Source organism: Klebsiella sp. PK01 (assembly GCF_057624675.1).
Window position 1 is genome coordinate 94,155 of the sequence record NZ_JBYEZM010000006.1, and the last position, 13,016, is coordinate 107,170.

Sequence of the window (13,016 nt, forward strand, 5' to 3'; positions counted from 1 at the left end):
GGCGCAGCCGCATCCGGCAAAACAGCATCAATTCTGCAACACCGACGACACCAGCAGCTGGGTGTAAGGATGGTGCGGATCGTCGAGCACCCGGTCGGTTAAGCCACTTTCCACCACCTGTCCTTGTTTCATCACCAGCAGACGGTTCGCCAGCAGGCGAGCGACGCCGAGATCGTGGGTGACGATCACCACCGCCAGACCCAGCTCCACCACCAGCCCGCGCAGGAGATCGAGCAGGCGCGCCTGTACCGAGACGTCCAGCCCGCCGGTGGGTTCATCCATAAACACCAGTTTCGGCTGCGTCACGAGATTGCGGGCGATTTGCAAGCGCTGCTGCATACCGCCGGAAAAGGTGGTCGGCAGGTCGTCGATGCGGGAAGGCGGGATCTCCACCTCCTGCAGCCAGCGTTCGGCGGTGGCGCGAATGTCGCCGTAGTGGCGGGCGCCGGTCGCCATCAGCCGTTCGCCGATGTTGCCGCCCGCCGAGACCTGGCGACGCAGGCCGTCCATCGGGTGCTGATGCACAACGCCCCATTCGGTGCGTAGCAGGCGGCGGCGTTCGGCTTCGCTCATGGCGTACAGCGAGCGCTGTTGATACCGCACTTCACCCTGTTGCGGCGCCAGACGAGCGGAAATCGCTTTCAGCAGCGTGGTTTTACCGGAGCCGGATTCGCCGACGATACCGAGCACTTCGCCCGGCCACAGCTCGAAAGAGACATCGCTAAAACCTTTGCCCGGCGCATAGAGATGGGTCAGGTGATTGACTGCAAGTAACGGCTGGCTCATTTTTTCTGCGCCTCGCTCTGTTGGCGGCAATAATCGGTATCGGAGCAGACAAACATCCGCTGGCCGCTGTCATCCAGCACCACTTCGTCAAGATAGCTGTGACGCGAACCGCAAATGGCGCAGGGTTCATCCCACTCCTGCACGCTAAACGGGTGATCGTCGAAATCGAGGCTTTCGACTGCGGTATAGGGCGGCACCGCGTAGATACGCTTTTCGCGCCCGGCGCCGAACAGCTGCAGCGCCGGCATCATGTGCATTTTGGGGTTATCGAATTTCGGGATCGGCGAAGGGTCCATCACGTAGCGGCCGTTCACCTTCACCGGATAGGCGTAGGTGGTGGCGATGTGGCCGAAGCGGGCGATATCCTCATACAGCTTCACCTGCATTACGCCGTACTCTTCCAGCGCGTGCATGGTGCGGGTTTCGGTTTCGCGCGGTTCGATAAAGCGCAGCGGCTCCGGGATCGGCACCTGATAGATCAGGATCTGATCTTCCACCAGCGGCGTTTCCGGGATCCGGTGGCGGGTCTGGATCAGGGTGGCGTCTTCGGTGCGTTCGGTGGTGGCGACACCGGTTACGCGTTTAAAGAACTGGCGGATCGACACCGCGTTGGTGGTGTCATCGGCGCCCTGATCGATGACCTTCAGTACGTCGTTCTCGCCGATAACGCTGGCGGTCAGTTGGATCCCGCCGGTACCCCAACCGTAGGGCATCGGCATTTCGCGGCCGCCGAAGGGCACCTGATAGCCGGGAATGGCCACCGCTTTCAGTATCGCCCGGCGGATCATGCGCTTGGTTTGCTCATCAAGATAAGCAAAGTTATAGCCAGTCAGTGGGTTAGCCACGTTCGTTCTCCCGTTGCAGGCGTTTCAACAGCGCCAGTTCGGCCTGGAAATCGACATAGTGCGGCAGTTTCAGATGCGAGACGAAGCCGGCGGCTTCAACGTTATCGGCGTGCGCCAGCACGAACTCTTCGTCCTGCGCCGGTCCGCTTATCTCTTCGCCGTATTCCGGCGCCTGAAGGGCGCGGTCGACCAGCGCCATGGCCATCGCTTTACGCTCGCTCATGCCAAACGTCAGGCCGTAGCCGCGGGTGAAGTGCGGCGGCTCATCCTCTGGATCGACAAAGCCGTTGACCATTTCGCATTCGGTCAGCAGCAGCTCGCCAATATTGACGCTAAAACCCAGCTCTTCCGGCACGATTTCCACCTGCACGTAGCCGCTGCGGATCTCGCCGGCAAACGGGTGATTGCGGCCATAGCCGCGCTGGGTCGAGTAGGCCAGCGCCAGCAGATAGCCTTCATCGCCGCGTACCAGCTGCTGCAGCCGCGAGGAGCGCGAGCAGGGATAGACCGGCGGGGTGCGGGTGATATCGTCAGGCGGCGCGCCGCAGTCCGCTTCCGCTTTGGCCAGCCCCTGTTGCGCCAGCAGGTTGAAGACGTGCGGCGTCGGCGACGTTTCGCTACCGGCTTTCTGCACCGACGGCGGTTCGCCGTTGGCCAGCAGGGTAAAATCGAGCAGGCGGTGGGTATAGTCGTAAGTGGGGCCCAGCAGCTGGCCGCCGGGGATATCTTTGTACACCGCGGAGATGCGGCGCTCGAGGCGCATTCCAGCGGTATCAACCGGTTCGCTGACCGCCAGCCGCGGCAGGGTGGTGCGGTAGGCGCGCAGCAGGAAAATGGCTTCGACGTTATCGCCGCTGGCCTGCTTCAGCGCCAGCGCCGCCAGTTCGCGGTCGGCAATACCGCCTTCGGTCATCACCCGGTCCACCGCCAGGCTGAGCTGTTCGCTTATCTGGTCAACGCTCAGTTCGGGAAGCCGTCCATCGCCCCGTCGTTTCTGCTCTTGCAAGGCGTGAGCGGCGCTAATCGCCTTCTCGCCGCCTTTGACGGCAACATACATTTAGCACACCTCCACGTGGGTGGTACGCGGGATAGCCAGCAGGCGCTCGCCGCAGGTCAGGATCAGGTCAATGCCCAGCGGGAACGGGTGTGGGCGTTCGGTTAATTCGTCGATGATGCAGTCCGGCAGCTGTGGGGCGATCATTCGCTCCTCGGCAATGCCCGCGCCGGTCAGGCGCAGCATGCGTCCGCCGCTCAGGCTGGCTAGCTGAACAATCAGCGTGACGCCGGTTTCCGGCGCCGCCACGGTACCGGCGGAAAGGACATTAAGCTGTTCGGCGCTGATGGTGTCGCAGGCGACGGCAAATACCGCCTGCTGCGGCTGTTCCACCAGCGTCGCGCCGGTATGGAAGCGCAGATTTTGGCTGACCAGATCGTTATGCAGCGCGGCGGCCATCCATACCGGGGTGTCGTGATCGGCCAGGGTCAGCAGCAAGCTGGTGGAGGCGATATTCAATGGCTGCCAGCCGTGCTGAAGCTGCTGCAGAGAGACAATCACTCCCGGCTCGCTCATTGCTTTCAGCAGGCGGCGGAAACTGTGTTGGGCATCCTGCACCGGTAGGGTAAAGGCGGTTTGTAATGTCATGCGTTATCTCCGCGAACCAGAGTAAAGAAGTCGACCCGGCTGGCGTTGACTTCGGCGCGACGAGCATCGAGGCGCGCGCTGCGTTGTGCTTCCAGCGGGGTAATGAGGGTTTCCATTAAGGTGTGAAAATAGTGAGGCGATTGCAGCAGGCCGTCGATCGCCGCGCAGCGCTCGGCGTGTGGGCGATTGCGGCCTAAAATCCAGCTGTAGCCGAGGGTGCCATCGGCCAGGCGCACGGCGGCGCGGGTCAGGGTGGCGTCACCGGCAAAGAAACGATCGCCGATGCCGCCCATACGCGCCTGGAGCTGTACCAGCCCGGTTTCCGGGGCGCGAATTAATTCATACTCCGGCGCCAGCCGCAGCGATTGCATGCGCGCCAGAAGGTCCTGCGGTTCACTGTGGGCCAGCACGGACATCCAACGCTGGCGGGTGGCGGTATCGAAGTGCATTCAGTGCTCCATGGTGAATTCAATCATGTCGGCGCGGGTCAGGCTAACGGAGTACTCCGTCGTGACTGTCTCGCCCTCGCGGCTATTGAGCGTGCGTACGCACAGCAGCGGCGCCATATTGGGGATTTCCAGCAGCTTGCTCTCTTTCGCCTGCGCGCGGCGGGCGCTGATTTTGGTGCGTACGCGGGTCAGTTCGATGGCGAGCTGGTCGCGCAGCAGGTCGTGTAGCGAACCGTGGGTGAAGGTTTGCAGCACCGGCCAGAAGCGCAGGTCGGCGAAGTAGTGGTCAATCAAACACAACGCCACGCCGTTGACCCGGCGCAGGGTGCGCAGATGAATGACGGTTTCGCCTTCGGCAATGCCAAAGGCTTCGGCGACATGGCTGCTGGCCGGGCGCAGCACCGACAGCAGTTTCTCGCTGGTCGGGTGGCTGCCTTGTTCCAGCAGGTTCTGGCTGAAGCGTGCCTGGGCGTTGAGCGGGTAGTCGATGGGGCGCATCAATACCAGCACGCCGACGCCCTGGCGGCGCTGGACCCAGCCGCGTTCCACCAGTTGATCGATAGCCCGGCGTAGGGTGTGGCGGTTGACTTCAAAGCGCACCGCCAGCTGCTGTTCCGCAGGCAAATAATCGCCGCAGCGATAGTGATGGCGCAGCTCCTGTTCAAGCCTGGCGGCAATTTCCTGATACCGGGTGGGGTAACTGGTCGGATGTCTGGATAAGTACATGGTTATCGAGCCTCACTAAGCACCTTGGGGATCCCCGTTGAGCGTGGGCCGATACTGACGCGTTTTTGTTACATTCCTGTTAAGTCACGATGACCGCAGGATGAAGAGTTAATGCCGGTGAGATGACAGGGCGGAGAAGCCGCCCTGGAGAGAAGATTAGGGTTGTTTGACGACGTTAACCATCCACTGCACGCCGAAGCGATCGACGACTTTGCCGAAACCGTGGGCCCAGAAGGTCTCCTGCCACGCCATTTCGATGCGCCCGCCATCGGCCAGCGCCTCAAACCAGTGTTTGCCTTCAGCAATATCTTTCGGCTCCAGCACGAGGACGAATCCCGCGTAATGTTCCATGTCGCTACTGGGGCTATCGCTCAGCATCAGAATACTGTCGGCGACCTGCAGACTGGCGTGGGCGATGCAGTCGGCGGCAAGATGCTGCCCGGAGGCGCAGCCATCGTCGGCATCCTGGGCGCTCTGCGGCATTTCGCCGTAGGTGATTTGGTGGATAAGTTGCGCCCCCAGCGCCTGCTGATAGAAGGCGATGGCGGCAGCGCAGTTGCCGCTAAAAGCAATGTAAGGACTCAGGGACATAACCATGACCTCAGATAACCAATGACCCATAAAGCGTAGTTGGTGACGGGCAAAAGAAGCCAGGCGGCAAAGCGGGGTGAATTTTTCTGAAAATGCGTCGCCGCGTGGCGGGAAGGCAGAGACGAAATGAGAATTGATCGCGCGGTTTGGCTGGAAGGTTCCGGGAATAATTTTGGCGAAATGAGCGATATAATTTGGCGACGTTCCGCCGCTGATATTCGGACGCGCTGGCAAGGTTGCCGCCAGCGCCGGAAAAATAATAGCGCTGGCGTGAAAAAATTTAATTAGTTCTTTTTGACGAATTCAGATTTCAGCTTCATCGGGCCAAAACCGTCAATTTTGCAGTCGATGTTGTGATCGCCTTCGACCAGACGGATATTCTTCACTTTGGTGCCGATTTTCAGCATGGAAGAGCTGCCTTTTACCTTCAGATCTTTCACCACGGTCACGCTGTCGCCATCGGCAAGTAAGTTGCCGTTAGCGTCTTTTACGATCAGCGCGTCGGCGTCATCGGCCGGCTCGGCATTGTTCCACTCGTGGGCGCATTCCGGGCAGATGTACATGCCGTTATCTTCATATGTGTATTCAGAATGGCATTTTGGGCAGTGTGGAAGTTGCATGGCGTTCCTCGTGATTACTGGGAAAAACAGGACGTTGGTCCGTTAAACAGCGGCTGTGAGCCGAAAGTGCGGCTGATTATAGCGCAATCCCGCACTTTTGTCGGGTATTTTTTCCAGGAAATAACGCAGGGTAATTATTTTGGCTTTACGGAGAATATGCTGAAAAACAGACGTTAATAAAGTCCATAAATAAACATCAGCGGCGAAACAGAGATTGAACTTATTCATTTTATTTGGCTCTGTAATTAAGCTGGGCGAATTTTTCGTGAAGTTGATCCCAAATTTAAACGCTGGTAGGGTAAAAAGGGATGTAAGTAAATTCGTCACTGCTTATTTGGTAAGTGAATTATTAATTTAAGGCCAGAGCAGGCGTCAACAGGTTCGGTTGTACACTCTGTCAGAAAGACAGTGCAGGCAAACCTGCTACGCTTGAAATGTGGAGCACAGCACTTCGCCGCTCCCAACGTACGTCGCGAATGACCTCGTCATTTGGCGAGGAGTCGTGCGCTCAAGGCGATAGCACAGAGGAAAAGTATGCTTAAAAGGAAAAAAATAAAGCCGATTACGCTTAGGGATGTCACCATCATCGATGATGGTAAGTTGCGAAAAGCCATCACCGCGGCCTCGCTCGGTAATGCGATGGAGTGGTTCGATTTCGGTGTGTATGGTTTTGTGGCTTATGCCCTTGGTAAAGTCTTCTTCCCCGATGCCGATCCCAGCGTGCAGATGATTGCCGCGCTCGGTACTTTCTCGGTTCCCTTCTTGATTCGTCCGCTCGGCGGCCTGTTCTTCGGGATGCTCGGCGATAAATACGGTCGACAAAAAATCTTAGCGATCACCATCGTTATTATGTCGATAAGTACATTCTGTATCGGTCTTATTCCGTCGTATGCCACCATTGGTATCTGGGCGCCGATTCTGCTGCTGCTGTGTAAAATGGCGCAGGGCTTCTCGGTGGGCGGCGAATATACCGGGGCGTCGATCTTCGTGGCCGAATACTCGCCTGACCGTAAACGCGGGTTTATGGGCAGCTGGCTGGACTTCGGTTCGATTGCCGGCTTCGTAATGGGCGCAGGCGTGGTGGTACTGATTTCAAGCGTGGTGGGTGAAGAGAACTTCCTCGACTGGGGCTGGCGTATCCCGTTCTTCCTGGCGCTGCCGCTAGGGATTATCGGCCTGTACCTGCGTCACGCGCTGGAAGAGACGCCGGCGTTCCAGCAGCACGTGGATACCCTTGAACAGGGCGACCGCGAAGGTCTGCAGGAAGGTCCGAAGGTCTCCTTTAAAGAGATTGCCACCAAGCACTGGCGCAGCCTGCTGACCTGTATTGGCCTGGTGATTTCCACCAACGTGACCTATTACATGCTGTTGACCTACATGCCGAGCTACCTGTCGCATAACCTGCACTACTCGGAAGATCACGGCGTACTGATTATTATCGCCATTATGGTCGGCATGCTGTTTGTCCAGCCGGTTATCGGCATGCTGAGCGACCGTTTTGGCCGCCGTCCGTTTATCCTGGTGGGTAGCGTCGCGCTGTTCACGCTGTCTATCCCGGCCTTTATCATGATTAACAGTAACGTGATTGGCCTGATCTTCGCCGGTCTGCTGCTGCTGGCGGTGGTGCTGAACTGCTTTATCGGCGTGATGGCCTCATCGCTGCCGGCGATGTTCCCGACCCACATCCGCTTCAGCGCTCTGGCCAGCGCCTTTAACATCTCGGTGCTGATCGCCGGTCTGACGCCGACGCTGGCGGCATGGCTGGTGGAAACCACCCAGAACCTGATGATGCCGGCTTACTATCTGATGGTGATTGCGGTGATTGGTCTGATTACCGGCCTGTCGATGAAAGAGACCGCTAACCGTCCGCTGAAAGGGGCGACGCCGGCGGCGTCCGATATCCAGGAAGCGAAAGAAATTCTGGGCGAGCACTACGATAACATCGAGCATAAAATCGAAGATATCGATCAGGAAATCGCCGACCTGCAGGAAAAACGCGCCCGTCTGGTACAGCAGCATCCGCGTATCAACGACTAACCGTTTTTCACTGTTCACGATGCCGCCAGGGGAGACCCCGGCGGCATTTTTTATGGCTGCGGCGACGCGAGGCTGTGGCGGCGCTGTTGGCTCAATTTACGGTACTGCTGCGGCGGCATGCCGACGTAGCGGGTAAAGGTGCTGTAGAAGCGGCTGCTGGACCGGAACCCGGCGGTGAGGGCGATATCAAGGATGGTCTTATCGGTGTCGCTCAGCAGCGCGCGCACGTGATTGATGCGCATGGCGGTGATGTACTGCTTCATGGTCTGCTGCATCACCCGCTGAAAAACGCCCATCGCGTAGTTTGGGTTAAGTTTAACGTGCTCGGCGACGGCATCGACGGTCAGCGCCTGGTCATAATGGGCGGCGATAAATTCCAGCATCTGGCTAACGTAAAATTGCGCGTGGCGCGAGACGCTGTTCTTGTGGGTGCGCGAGGTCTTATTGACCAGAATAGGCTGCCAGCCGGCGAGGCTCAGCCGCTTGAGCATCAGGGCGATTTCATCGATCGCCAACTGGCGAATCTGTTCATTCTCGTGATTCAACTCCTGCTGCCAACGCCGTACTTCAAAAGCGCTTAACTGCTGGGCGGCGAGAGATTTAATCACCATCCCGTGGGTGACGTGATTTATCAGTTCGCGATCCAGCGGCCACGACAGAAACAGATGCATCGGCAGGTTGAATATCGCCATCTGCTGGCAGTCGCCCGGGCGGGTCAGTTGATGCGGCGTACAGGCCCAAAACAGGGTGATATAGCCTTTCTCAATGCGCACCACTTCATTGTTAATCAAATACTCCACGTCGCCGTCGAACGGCACGTTGACCTCTACCTGGCCGTGCCAGTGGCTGGTGGCCATGGCGTGCGGCGGGCGCAGTTCGATATCCATGCGCTGATACTCGGAATAGAGCGCCAGCGGGCTGCGGCTCTGCTTTTCATCGCTGCTGCACATGTGCGGGTCGGGGGGCAGGGAAGTGAAGCGGTGTTCCATCATGGGCGGATTCCTGGATCGTCAGAGTGGCTGCGTTTTTAGCCTGAACTGATTACAGCTTAGCGGAATCATCGGCCCGTTTTCTCTCCTTTTAGGCCGATCTATTCCCAAAAACTCAGATTTTGTGGCGCTTAATGGCCGATCTGAGTTTCCGGGAATGCTCCGGCGGGAACGGGGCAGCGCAGCGGCGAGCGGCATGCCACTCTGAAAGTGTTCAATGACCTGATGGAGAGAGCGCGATGTCTGCCCCCAAAATTACCTTTATCGGCGCCGGTTCGACGGTGTTTGTTAAAAATATTCTCGGTGATGTTTTCCAGCGCCCGGCGCTGAAATCGGCGCATATCGCGCTGATGGATATCGATGAAACCCGACTGGAAGAGTCGCATATCGTGGTGCGCAAACTGATGGATTCCGTCGGCGCGAATGGCGAAATTAGCTGCCATCGCGATCGTAAAACCGCCTTGCGGGACGCCGATTTTGTCGTCGTCGCCTTCCAGATTGGCGGCTATGAGCCCTGTACCGTCACCGATTTTGCAGTGTGTAAACGCCACGGGCTTGAGCAGACCATTGCCGATACGCTGGGGCCGGGAGGCATTATGCGCGCGCTGCGCACCATCCCGCACCTGTGGGCTATCTGCGACGATATGAGCGAGGTCTGCCCGGACGCCACCATGCTTAACTACGTTAATCCGATGGCGATGAACACCTGGGCGATGTACGCCCGCTACCCGCATATCAAGCAGGTGGGTCTGTGCCATTCGGTGCAAGGCACAGCGGAAGAGCTGGCGCGCGACCTTAACCTCGACCCGGCGGATTTACGTTACCGCTGCGCGGGCATTAACCATATGGCGTTCTATCTGTCGCTGGAGAAAAAGCTCGCGGACGGCAGTTACGTCAGTATCTATCCCGACCTGCTGCAGGCCTACGCCGAAGGACTGGCGCCGAAGCCGAACCTGCATGGCAATCCGCGCTGCGAAAACATCGTCCGCTATGAGATGTTCAAAAAGCTGGGCTACTTTGTCACCGAATCGTCGGAGCATTTCGCCGAATACACGCCATGGTTTATCAAGCCGGGGCGCGACGATCTTATCGCCCGTTATAAAGTGCCGCTGGATGAGTACCCTAAACGCTGCGTCGAGCAGCTGGCCAACTGGCATAAAGAGCTGGAGAGCTATAAGAGCGGCGAGCGGATCGAGGTTAAACCTTCACGCGAGTATGCCAGCACCATCATGAACGCTATCTGGACCGGCGAGCCGAGCGTCGTGTATGGCAACGTACGCAACGATGATCTCATCGACAATCTGCCGCAGGGCTGTTGCGTCGAAGTCCCTTGTCTGGTGGACGCTAACGGTATCCAGCCGACGAAAATCGGCGTGCTACCGGCGCATCTGGCGGCGCTGATGCAGACCAACATCAACGTGCAGACGCTGCTAACGGAGGCCATCCTGACGGAAAATCGCGATTACGTTTATTACGCCACGATGATGGATCCGCACACCGCCGCGGTGCTGGGGATCGAAGAGATCTACGCGCTGGTGGACGATCTGATCGCCAGCCACGGCGACTGGCTGCCGGCTTGGCTGCACCGTTAATTTTCTCATGCCGCCGGGGGATCTGGCCCGGCGGCGCCTGCCATGCTCTATCAAACGCTAAAGGAGGCGCTGGCGACAGCGACCTGTACCCTATGAGTATTTCAATGACAACAAAGCTCAGCTACGGATTTGGTGCCTTTGGTAAAGATTTCGCTATCGGTATCGTTTACATGTATCTGATGTATTACTACACCGATATTGTTGGCTTATCGGTTGGGGTGGTTGGCACCTTGTTCCTGGTGGCGAGGATCCTCGATGCGATAGCCGATCCGATCATGGGATGGATCGTCAACTGCACGCGATCGCGATGGGGGAAGTTCAAGCCGTGGATCCTGATCGGGACTATCACCAACTCGGTGGTGCTGTATATGCTGTTCAGCGCCCATCACTTCAGCGGCGGAGCGCTACTGGCGTGGGTGTGGCTGACCTACCTGCTGTGGGGCTTCACCTATACCATCATGGATGTGCCGTTCTGGTCGCTGGTGCCGACCATTACCCTTGATAAACGCGAACGTGAACAACTGGTGCCTTACCCGCGCTTTTTCGCCAGCCTTGCCGGGTTTGTGACCGCCGGCGTCACGCTGCCGTTTGTCAGCGCCGTCGGCGGCGCCGATCGCGGCTTCGGTTTCCAGATGTTTACCCTGGTGCTGATTGCCTTCTTCGTGGTCTCCACCCTCGTTACCTTACGCAACGTCCATGAGGTTTACTCGTCGGATAGCGGCGTGAGCGAGGATTCCAGCCATCTTTCACTGCGCCAGATGGTGGCGCTCATCTATAAAAACGATCAGCTGGCCTGCCTGTTGGGCATGGCGCTGGCCTATAACACGGCGGCGAATATTATCGCCGGCTTCGCGATTTATTACTTTACCTACGTTATCGGCAGCGCGGAGATGTTCCCGTATTACATGTCCTACGCGGGGGCGGCGAATTTGCTGACGCTGATCCTGTTCCCACGGCTGGTGAAAGGGCTGTCGCGGCGCATTCTGTGGGCGGGAGCATCTATCATGCCGGTGCTGGGCTGCGGCGTGCTGTTGCTGATGGCGCTGAGCGGCGTTTACAACATCGTGCTGATTTCGCTTGCCGGGGTGCTGTTGAATATCGGCACCGCGCTGTTCTGGGTGCTACAGGTCATTATGGTGGCCGATACCGTTGATTACGGCGAATATACGATGAATATCCGCTGCGAAAGCATCGCCTACTCGGTGCAGACGCTGGTGGTCAAAGCCGGTTCGGCGTTTGCGGCCTGGTTTATCGCCATCGTGCTGGGTATCATTGGCTACGTGCCGAATACGGCGCAATCGCCTCACACGCTGCTGGGGATGCAGGCGATTATGATTGCGCTGCCGACGCTCTTTTTTGCACTGACGCTGTTTCTTTATTTCCGTTATTACAAGCTGAATGGCGATATGTTGCGACGTATTCAGATTCACCTGCTGGATAAATATCGTCGGGTATCGGAAAATGTCGTCGAGCCGGAACGGCCGATTGTGGTACCCAATCAGGTGTAAAAAGCGTGCGAAAACCGCTGGCGAAAGAGGGGAGGGATGCTCTCTTTTTGCACAAAAAAAGCGTTTAAAACAGACAGAAATGAAAATTTTAACTTCTCTGATTTGTCTCTTATAGTTCTCTCTTTGAGCTCAATGGGTTAATTGAAATCTCTATTGTTTCTCAAATAAAACTCAGAATTGTCTCTTTTTCGTGCTCTTGCGCTGCTTTTTAACTCTTGCTACTCTTTTTGGGTCTTACATTTTCTCTTATTTGTCTCAGTGATGGAGCAATGCGATGCGCATTTTTATCGATGATGGTTCAACCAATATCAAAATGCTGTGGGAGCAAGATGGCGAAACTTTCACCCATATCAGCCCCAATAGTTTCAAGCGCGGCTGGTCTGCCACTTTCGGCGCCGGGAAGCCATTTAACTACACCGTGGATGATGAAAAGTACTCTTTCGACCTGATCACCCCCGATGCGTTACCCACCAACAATATTGATTGGCAATACAGCCCATTGAACTCCATCGCTGTCCATCATGCGCTGCTGACCAGTGGTCTGGAACCGCAGGATGTCGAGATTGTGGTCACCCTGCCGCTGACCGAATTTTATGATGAAGATGCGCAATATCGTCTTGATAACATTGAGCGTAAGAAAAAGAGCCTGCTGCGCGAAGTTAAACTGAATAAAGGCGTGGTGTTCAATATCACCAAAGTCACCGTGCGTCCGGAATCCATTCCGGCGGGTATTAGCCTGTGCGATGAGCTGAAACCATCGCATTCGGTGCTGATTGTCGACCTCGGCGGCACCACGCTGGATATTTCGATGGTGGCCGGGCAGATGACCTCGGTTTCGCGCATTTATGGCGACCCGAAGCTGGGCGTATCGCTGGTGACCGACGCCGTTAAGCTGGCGCTGGCCCGGGCGAATACCGATACCTCGAGCTATAACGTTGACCAGATAATCATCAACCGCCACGACGAAGAGTATTTGACCGATAACATCAACGATCCGGATGCGGTATCGGAGGTGAAAAAGGTTATCTCTAATAGCATCGAACGCCTGACGACTCGCGTTCTGACGGCGATTGATAGTTTTAAAGGCTATTCGCACGCCATCGTGATTGGCGGCGGCGCGCCGCTGGTTGCCGATGCGATTCGCGAACGCATGGGTCTGCGCGAAGATCGCTTTGTGGTGGCCGACGAGCCGCAGTTCGCCCTCGTGCGTGGTCTGAAAATTATTGGTTAA

The 13,016-nt window shown here is 57.2% G+C and carries 13 protein-coding genes; 4 read left to right on the top strand and 9 right to left on the bottom strand.

Features of this window, described 5'->3' with window-relative positions; genetic code table 11:
• Positions 1 to 27: 27 nt before the first annotated feature.
• The 8 genes from phnK to AC22LX_RS19280 all read right to left on the bottom strand — a co-directional run bounded on the left by phnK (position 28) and on the right by AC22LX_RS19280 (position 5,659).
• Positions 28 to 786: a phosphonate C-P lyase system protein PhnK gene (gene phnK, locus AC22LX_RS19245; RefSeq protein WP_045396510.1), complete on the bottom strand. Its 759-nt coding sequence runs from the start codon at positions 784 to 786 to the stop codon at positions 28 to 30.
• Entirely contained in the window at positions 783 to 1,631 is an 849-nt protein-coding gene (locus AC22LX_RS19250; RefSeq protein ID WP_015368699.1) for an alpha-D-ribose 1-methylphosphonate 5-phosphate C-P-lyase PhnJ, read from the bottom strand. Before AC22LX_RS19250 ends, phnK begins: the two co-directional genes overlap by 4 nt.
• The gene (locus AC22LX_RS19255; RefSeq protein ID WP_045396506.1) at positions 1,624 to 2,688 is read right to left on the bottom strand and encodes a carbon-phosphorus lyase complex subunit; all 1,065 of its coding nucleotides are present in this window, start codon (positions 2,686 to 2,688) and stop codon (positions 1,624 to 1,626) included. The genes AC22LX_RS19250 and AC22LX_RS19255 overlap by 8 nt, the downstream gene beginning before the upstream one ends.
• On the bottom strand, positions 2,689 to 3,273 hold the full coding sequence (phnH, locus tag AC22LX_RS19260) for a phosphonate C-P lyase system protein PhnH (protein ID WP_015368697.1): 585 nt from the start codon (positions 3,271 to 3,273) through the stop codon (positions 2,689 to 2,691).
• Entirely contained in the window at positions 3,270 to 3,722 is a 453-nt protein-coding gene (phnG, locus tag AC22LX_RS19265; protein ID WP_045396504.1) for a phosphonate C-P lyase system protein PhnG, read from the bottom strand. The genes phnH and phnG overlap by 4 nt, the downstream gene beginning before the upstream one ends.
• Positions 3,723 to 4,448, bottom strand: a complete 726-nt coding sequence (gene phnF / locus AC22LX_RS19270; protein ID WP_487334147.1) for a phosphonate metabolism transcriptional regulator PhnF — start codon at positions 4,446 to 4,448, stop codon at positions 3,723 to 3,725. It lies immediately after the preceding gene.
• Positions 4,449 to 4,604: 156 nt separating this feature from the next.
• On the bottom strand, positions 4,605 to 5,039 hold the full coding sequence (yjdN, locus tag AC22LX_RS19275) for a VOC family metalloprotein YjdN (protein WP_487334148.1): 435 nt from the start codon (positions 5,037 to 5,039) through the stop codon (positions 4,605 to 4,607).
• Between the two features lie 284 nt (positions 5,040 to 5,323).
• Positions 5,324 to 5,659, bottom strand: a complete 336-nt coding sequence (locus AC22LX_RS19280) for a zinc ribbon domain-containing protein YjdM (RefSeq protein WP_015368693.1) — start codon at positions 5,657 to 5,659, stop codon at positions 5,324 to 5,326.
• 534 nt (positions 5,660 to 6,193) lie between these two features.
• Between AC22LX_RS19280 and proP the strand changes: the two genes are divergently transcribed.
• Positions 6,194 to 7,696, top strand: coding sequence for a glycine betaine/L-proline transporter ProP (gene proP, locus AC22LX_RS19285; RefSeq protein ID WP_020079848.1), 1,503 nt, complete (start codon positions 6,194 to 6,196; stop codon positions 7,694 to 7,696).
• 50 nt (positions 7,697 to 7,746) lie between these two features.
• Here the strand turns inward: proP and melR are convergent, their stop codons facing one another.
• Positions 7,747 to 8,685: a transcriptional regulator MelR gene (gene melR / locus AC22LX_RS19290; RefSeq protein ID WP_032715623.1), complete on the bottom strand. Its 939-nt coding sequence runs from the start codon at positions 8,683 to 8,685 to the stop codon at positions 7,747 to 7,749.
• A gap of 239 nt (positions 8,686 to 8,924) precedes the next feature.
• On the opposite strand from melR, the gene melA reads away from it, so the two are divergent.
• The 3 genes from melA (at position 8,925) to AC22LX_RS19305 (ending at position 13,016) form a co-directional block, all read left to right on the top strand.
• On the top strand, positions 8,925 to 10,277 hold the full coding sequence (melA, locus tag AC22LX_RS19295) for an alpha-glucosidase/alpha-galactosidase (RefSeq protein WP_045396499.1): 1,353 nt from the start codon (positions 8,925 to 8,927) through the stop codon (positions 10,275 to 10,277).
• A gap of 92 nt (positions 10,278 to 10,369) precedes the next feature.
• Complete coding sequence (gene melB / locus AC22LX_RS19300) at positions 10,370 to 11,785, top strand: melibiose:sodium transporter MelB (protein ID WP_487334149.1); 1,416 nt, start codon at positions 10,370 to 10,372, stop codon at positions 11,783 to 11,785.
• A gap of 274 nt (positions 11,786 to 12,059) precedes the next feature.
• On the top strand, positions 12,060 to 13,016 hold the full coding sequence (locus tag AC22LX_RS19305) for a plasmid stability protein StbA (protein WP_015368687.1): 957 nt from the start codon (positions 12,060 to 12,062) through the stop codon (positions 13,014 to 13,016).

What these genes read in the sequence shown, in the direction of transcription:
- phnF (WP_487334147.1), bottom strand. Translation starts at nt 4,448, where the DNA reads ATGTACTTATCCAGACATCCGACCAGTTACCCCACCCGGTATCAGGAA.
- phnG (WP_045396504.1), bottom strand. Translation starts at nt 3,722, where the DNA reads ATGCACTTCGATACCGCCACCCGCCAGCGTTGGATGTCCGTGCTGGCC.
- AC22LX_RS19305 (WP_015368687.1), top strand. Translation starts at nt 12,060, where the DNA reads ATGCGCATTTTTATCGATGATGGTTCAACCAATATCAAAATGCTGTGG.
- phnK (WP_045396510.1), bottom strand. Translation starts at nt 786, where the DNA reads ATGAGCCAGCCGTTACTTGCAGTCAATCACCTGACCCATCTCTATGCG.
- phnH (WP_015368697.1), bottom strand. Translation starts at nt 3,273, where the DNA reads ATGACATTACAAACCGCCTTTACCCTACCGGTGCAGGATGCCCAACAC.
- AC22LX_RS19255 (WP_045396506.1), bottom strand. Translation starts at nt 2,688, where the DNA reads ATGTATGTTGCCGTCAAAGGCGGCGAGAAGGCGATTAGCGCCGCTCAC.
- AC22LX_RS19280 (WP_015368693.1), bottom strand. Translation starts at nt 5,659, where the DNA reads ATGCAACTTCCACACTGCCCAAAATGCCATTCTGAATACACATATGAA.
- melB (WP_487334149.1), top strand. Translation starts at nt 10,370, where the DNA reads ATGAGTATTTCAATGACAACAAAGCTCAGCTACGGATTTGGTGCCTTT.
- proP (WP_020079848.1), top strand. Translation starts at nt 6,194, where the DNA reads ATGCTTAAAAGGAAAAAAATAAAGCCGATTACGCTTAGGGATGTCACC.
- yjdN (WP_487334148.1), bottom strand. Translation starts at nt 5,039, where the DNA reads ATGTCCCTGAGTCCTTACATTGCTTTTAGCGGCAACTGCGCTGCCGCC.
- melR (WP_032715623.1), bottom strand. Translation starts at nt 8,685, where the DNA reads ATGGAACACCGCTTCACTTCCCTGCCCCCCGACCCGCACATGTGCAGC.
- melA (WP_045396499.1), top strand. Translation starts at nt 8,925, where the DNA reads ATGTCTGCCCCCAAAATTACCTTTATCGGCGCCGGTTCGACGGTGTTT.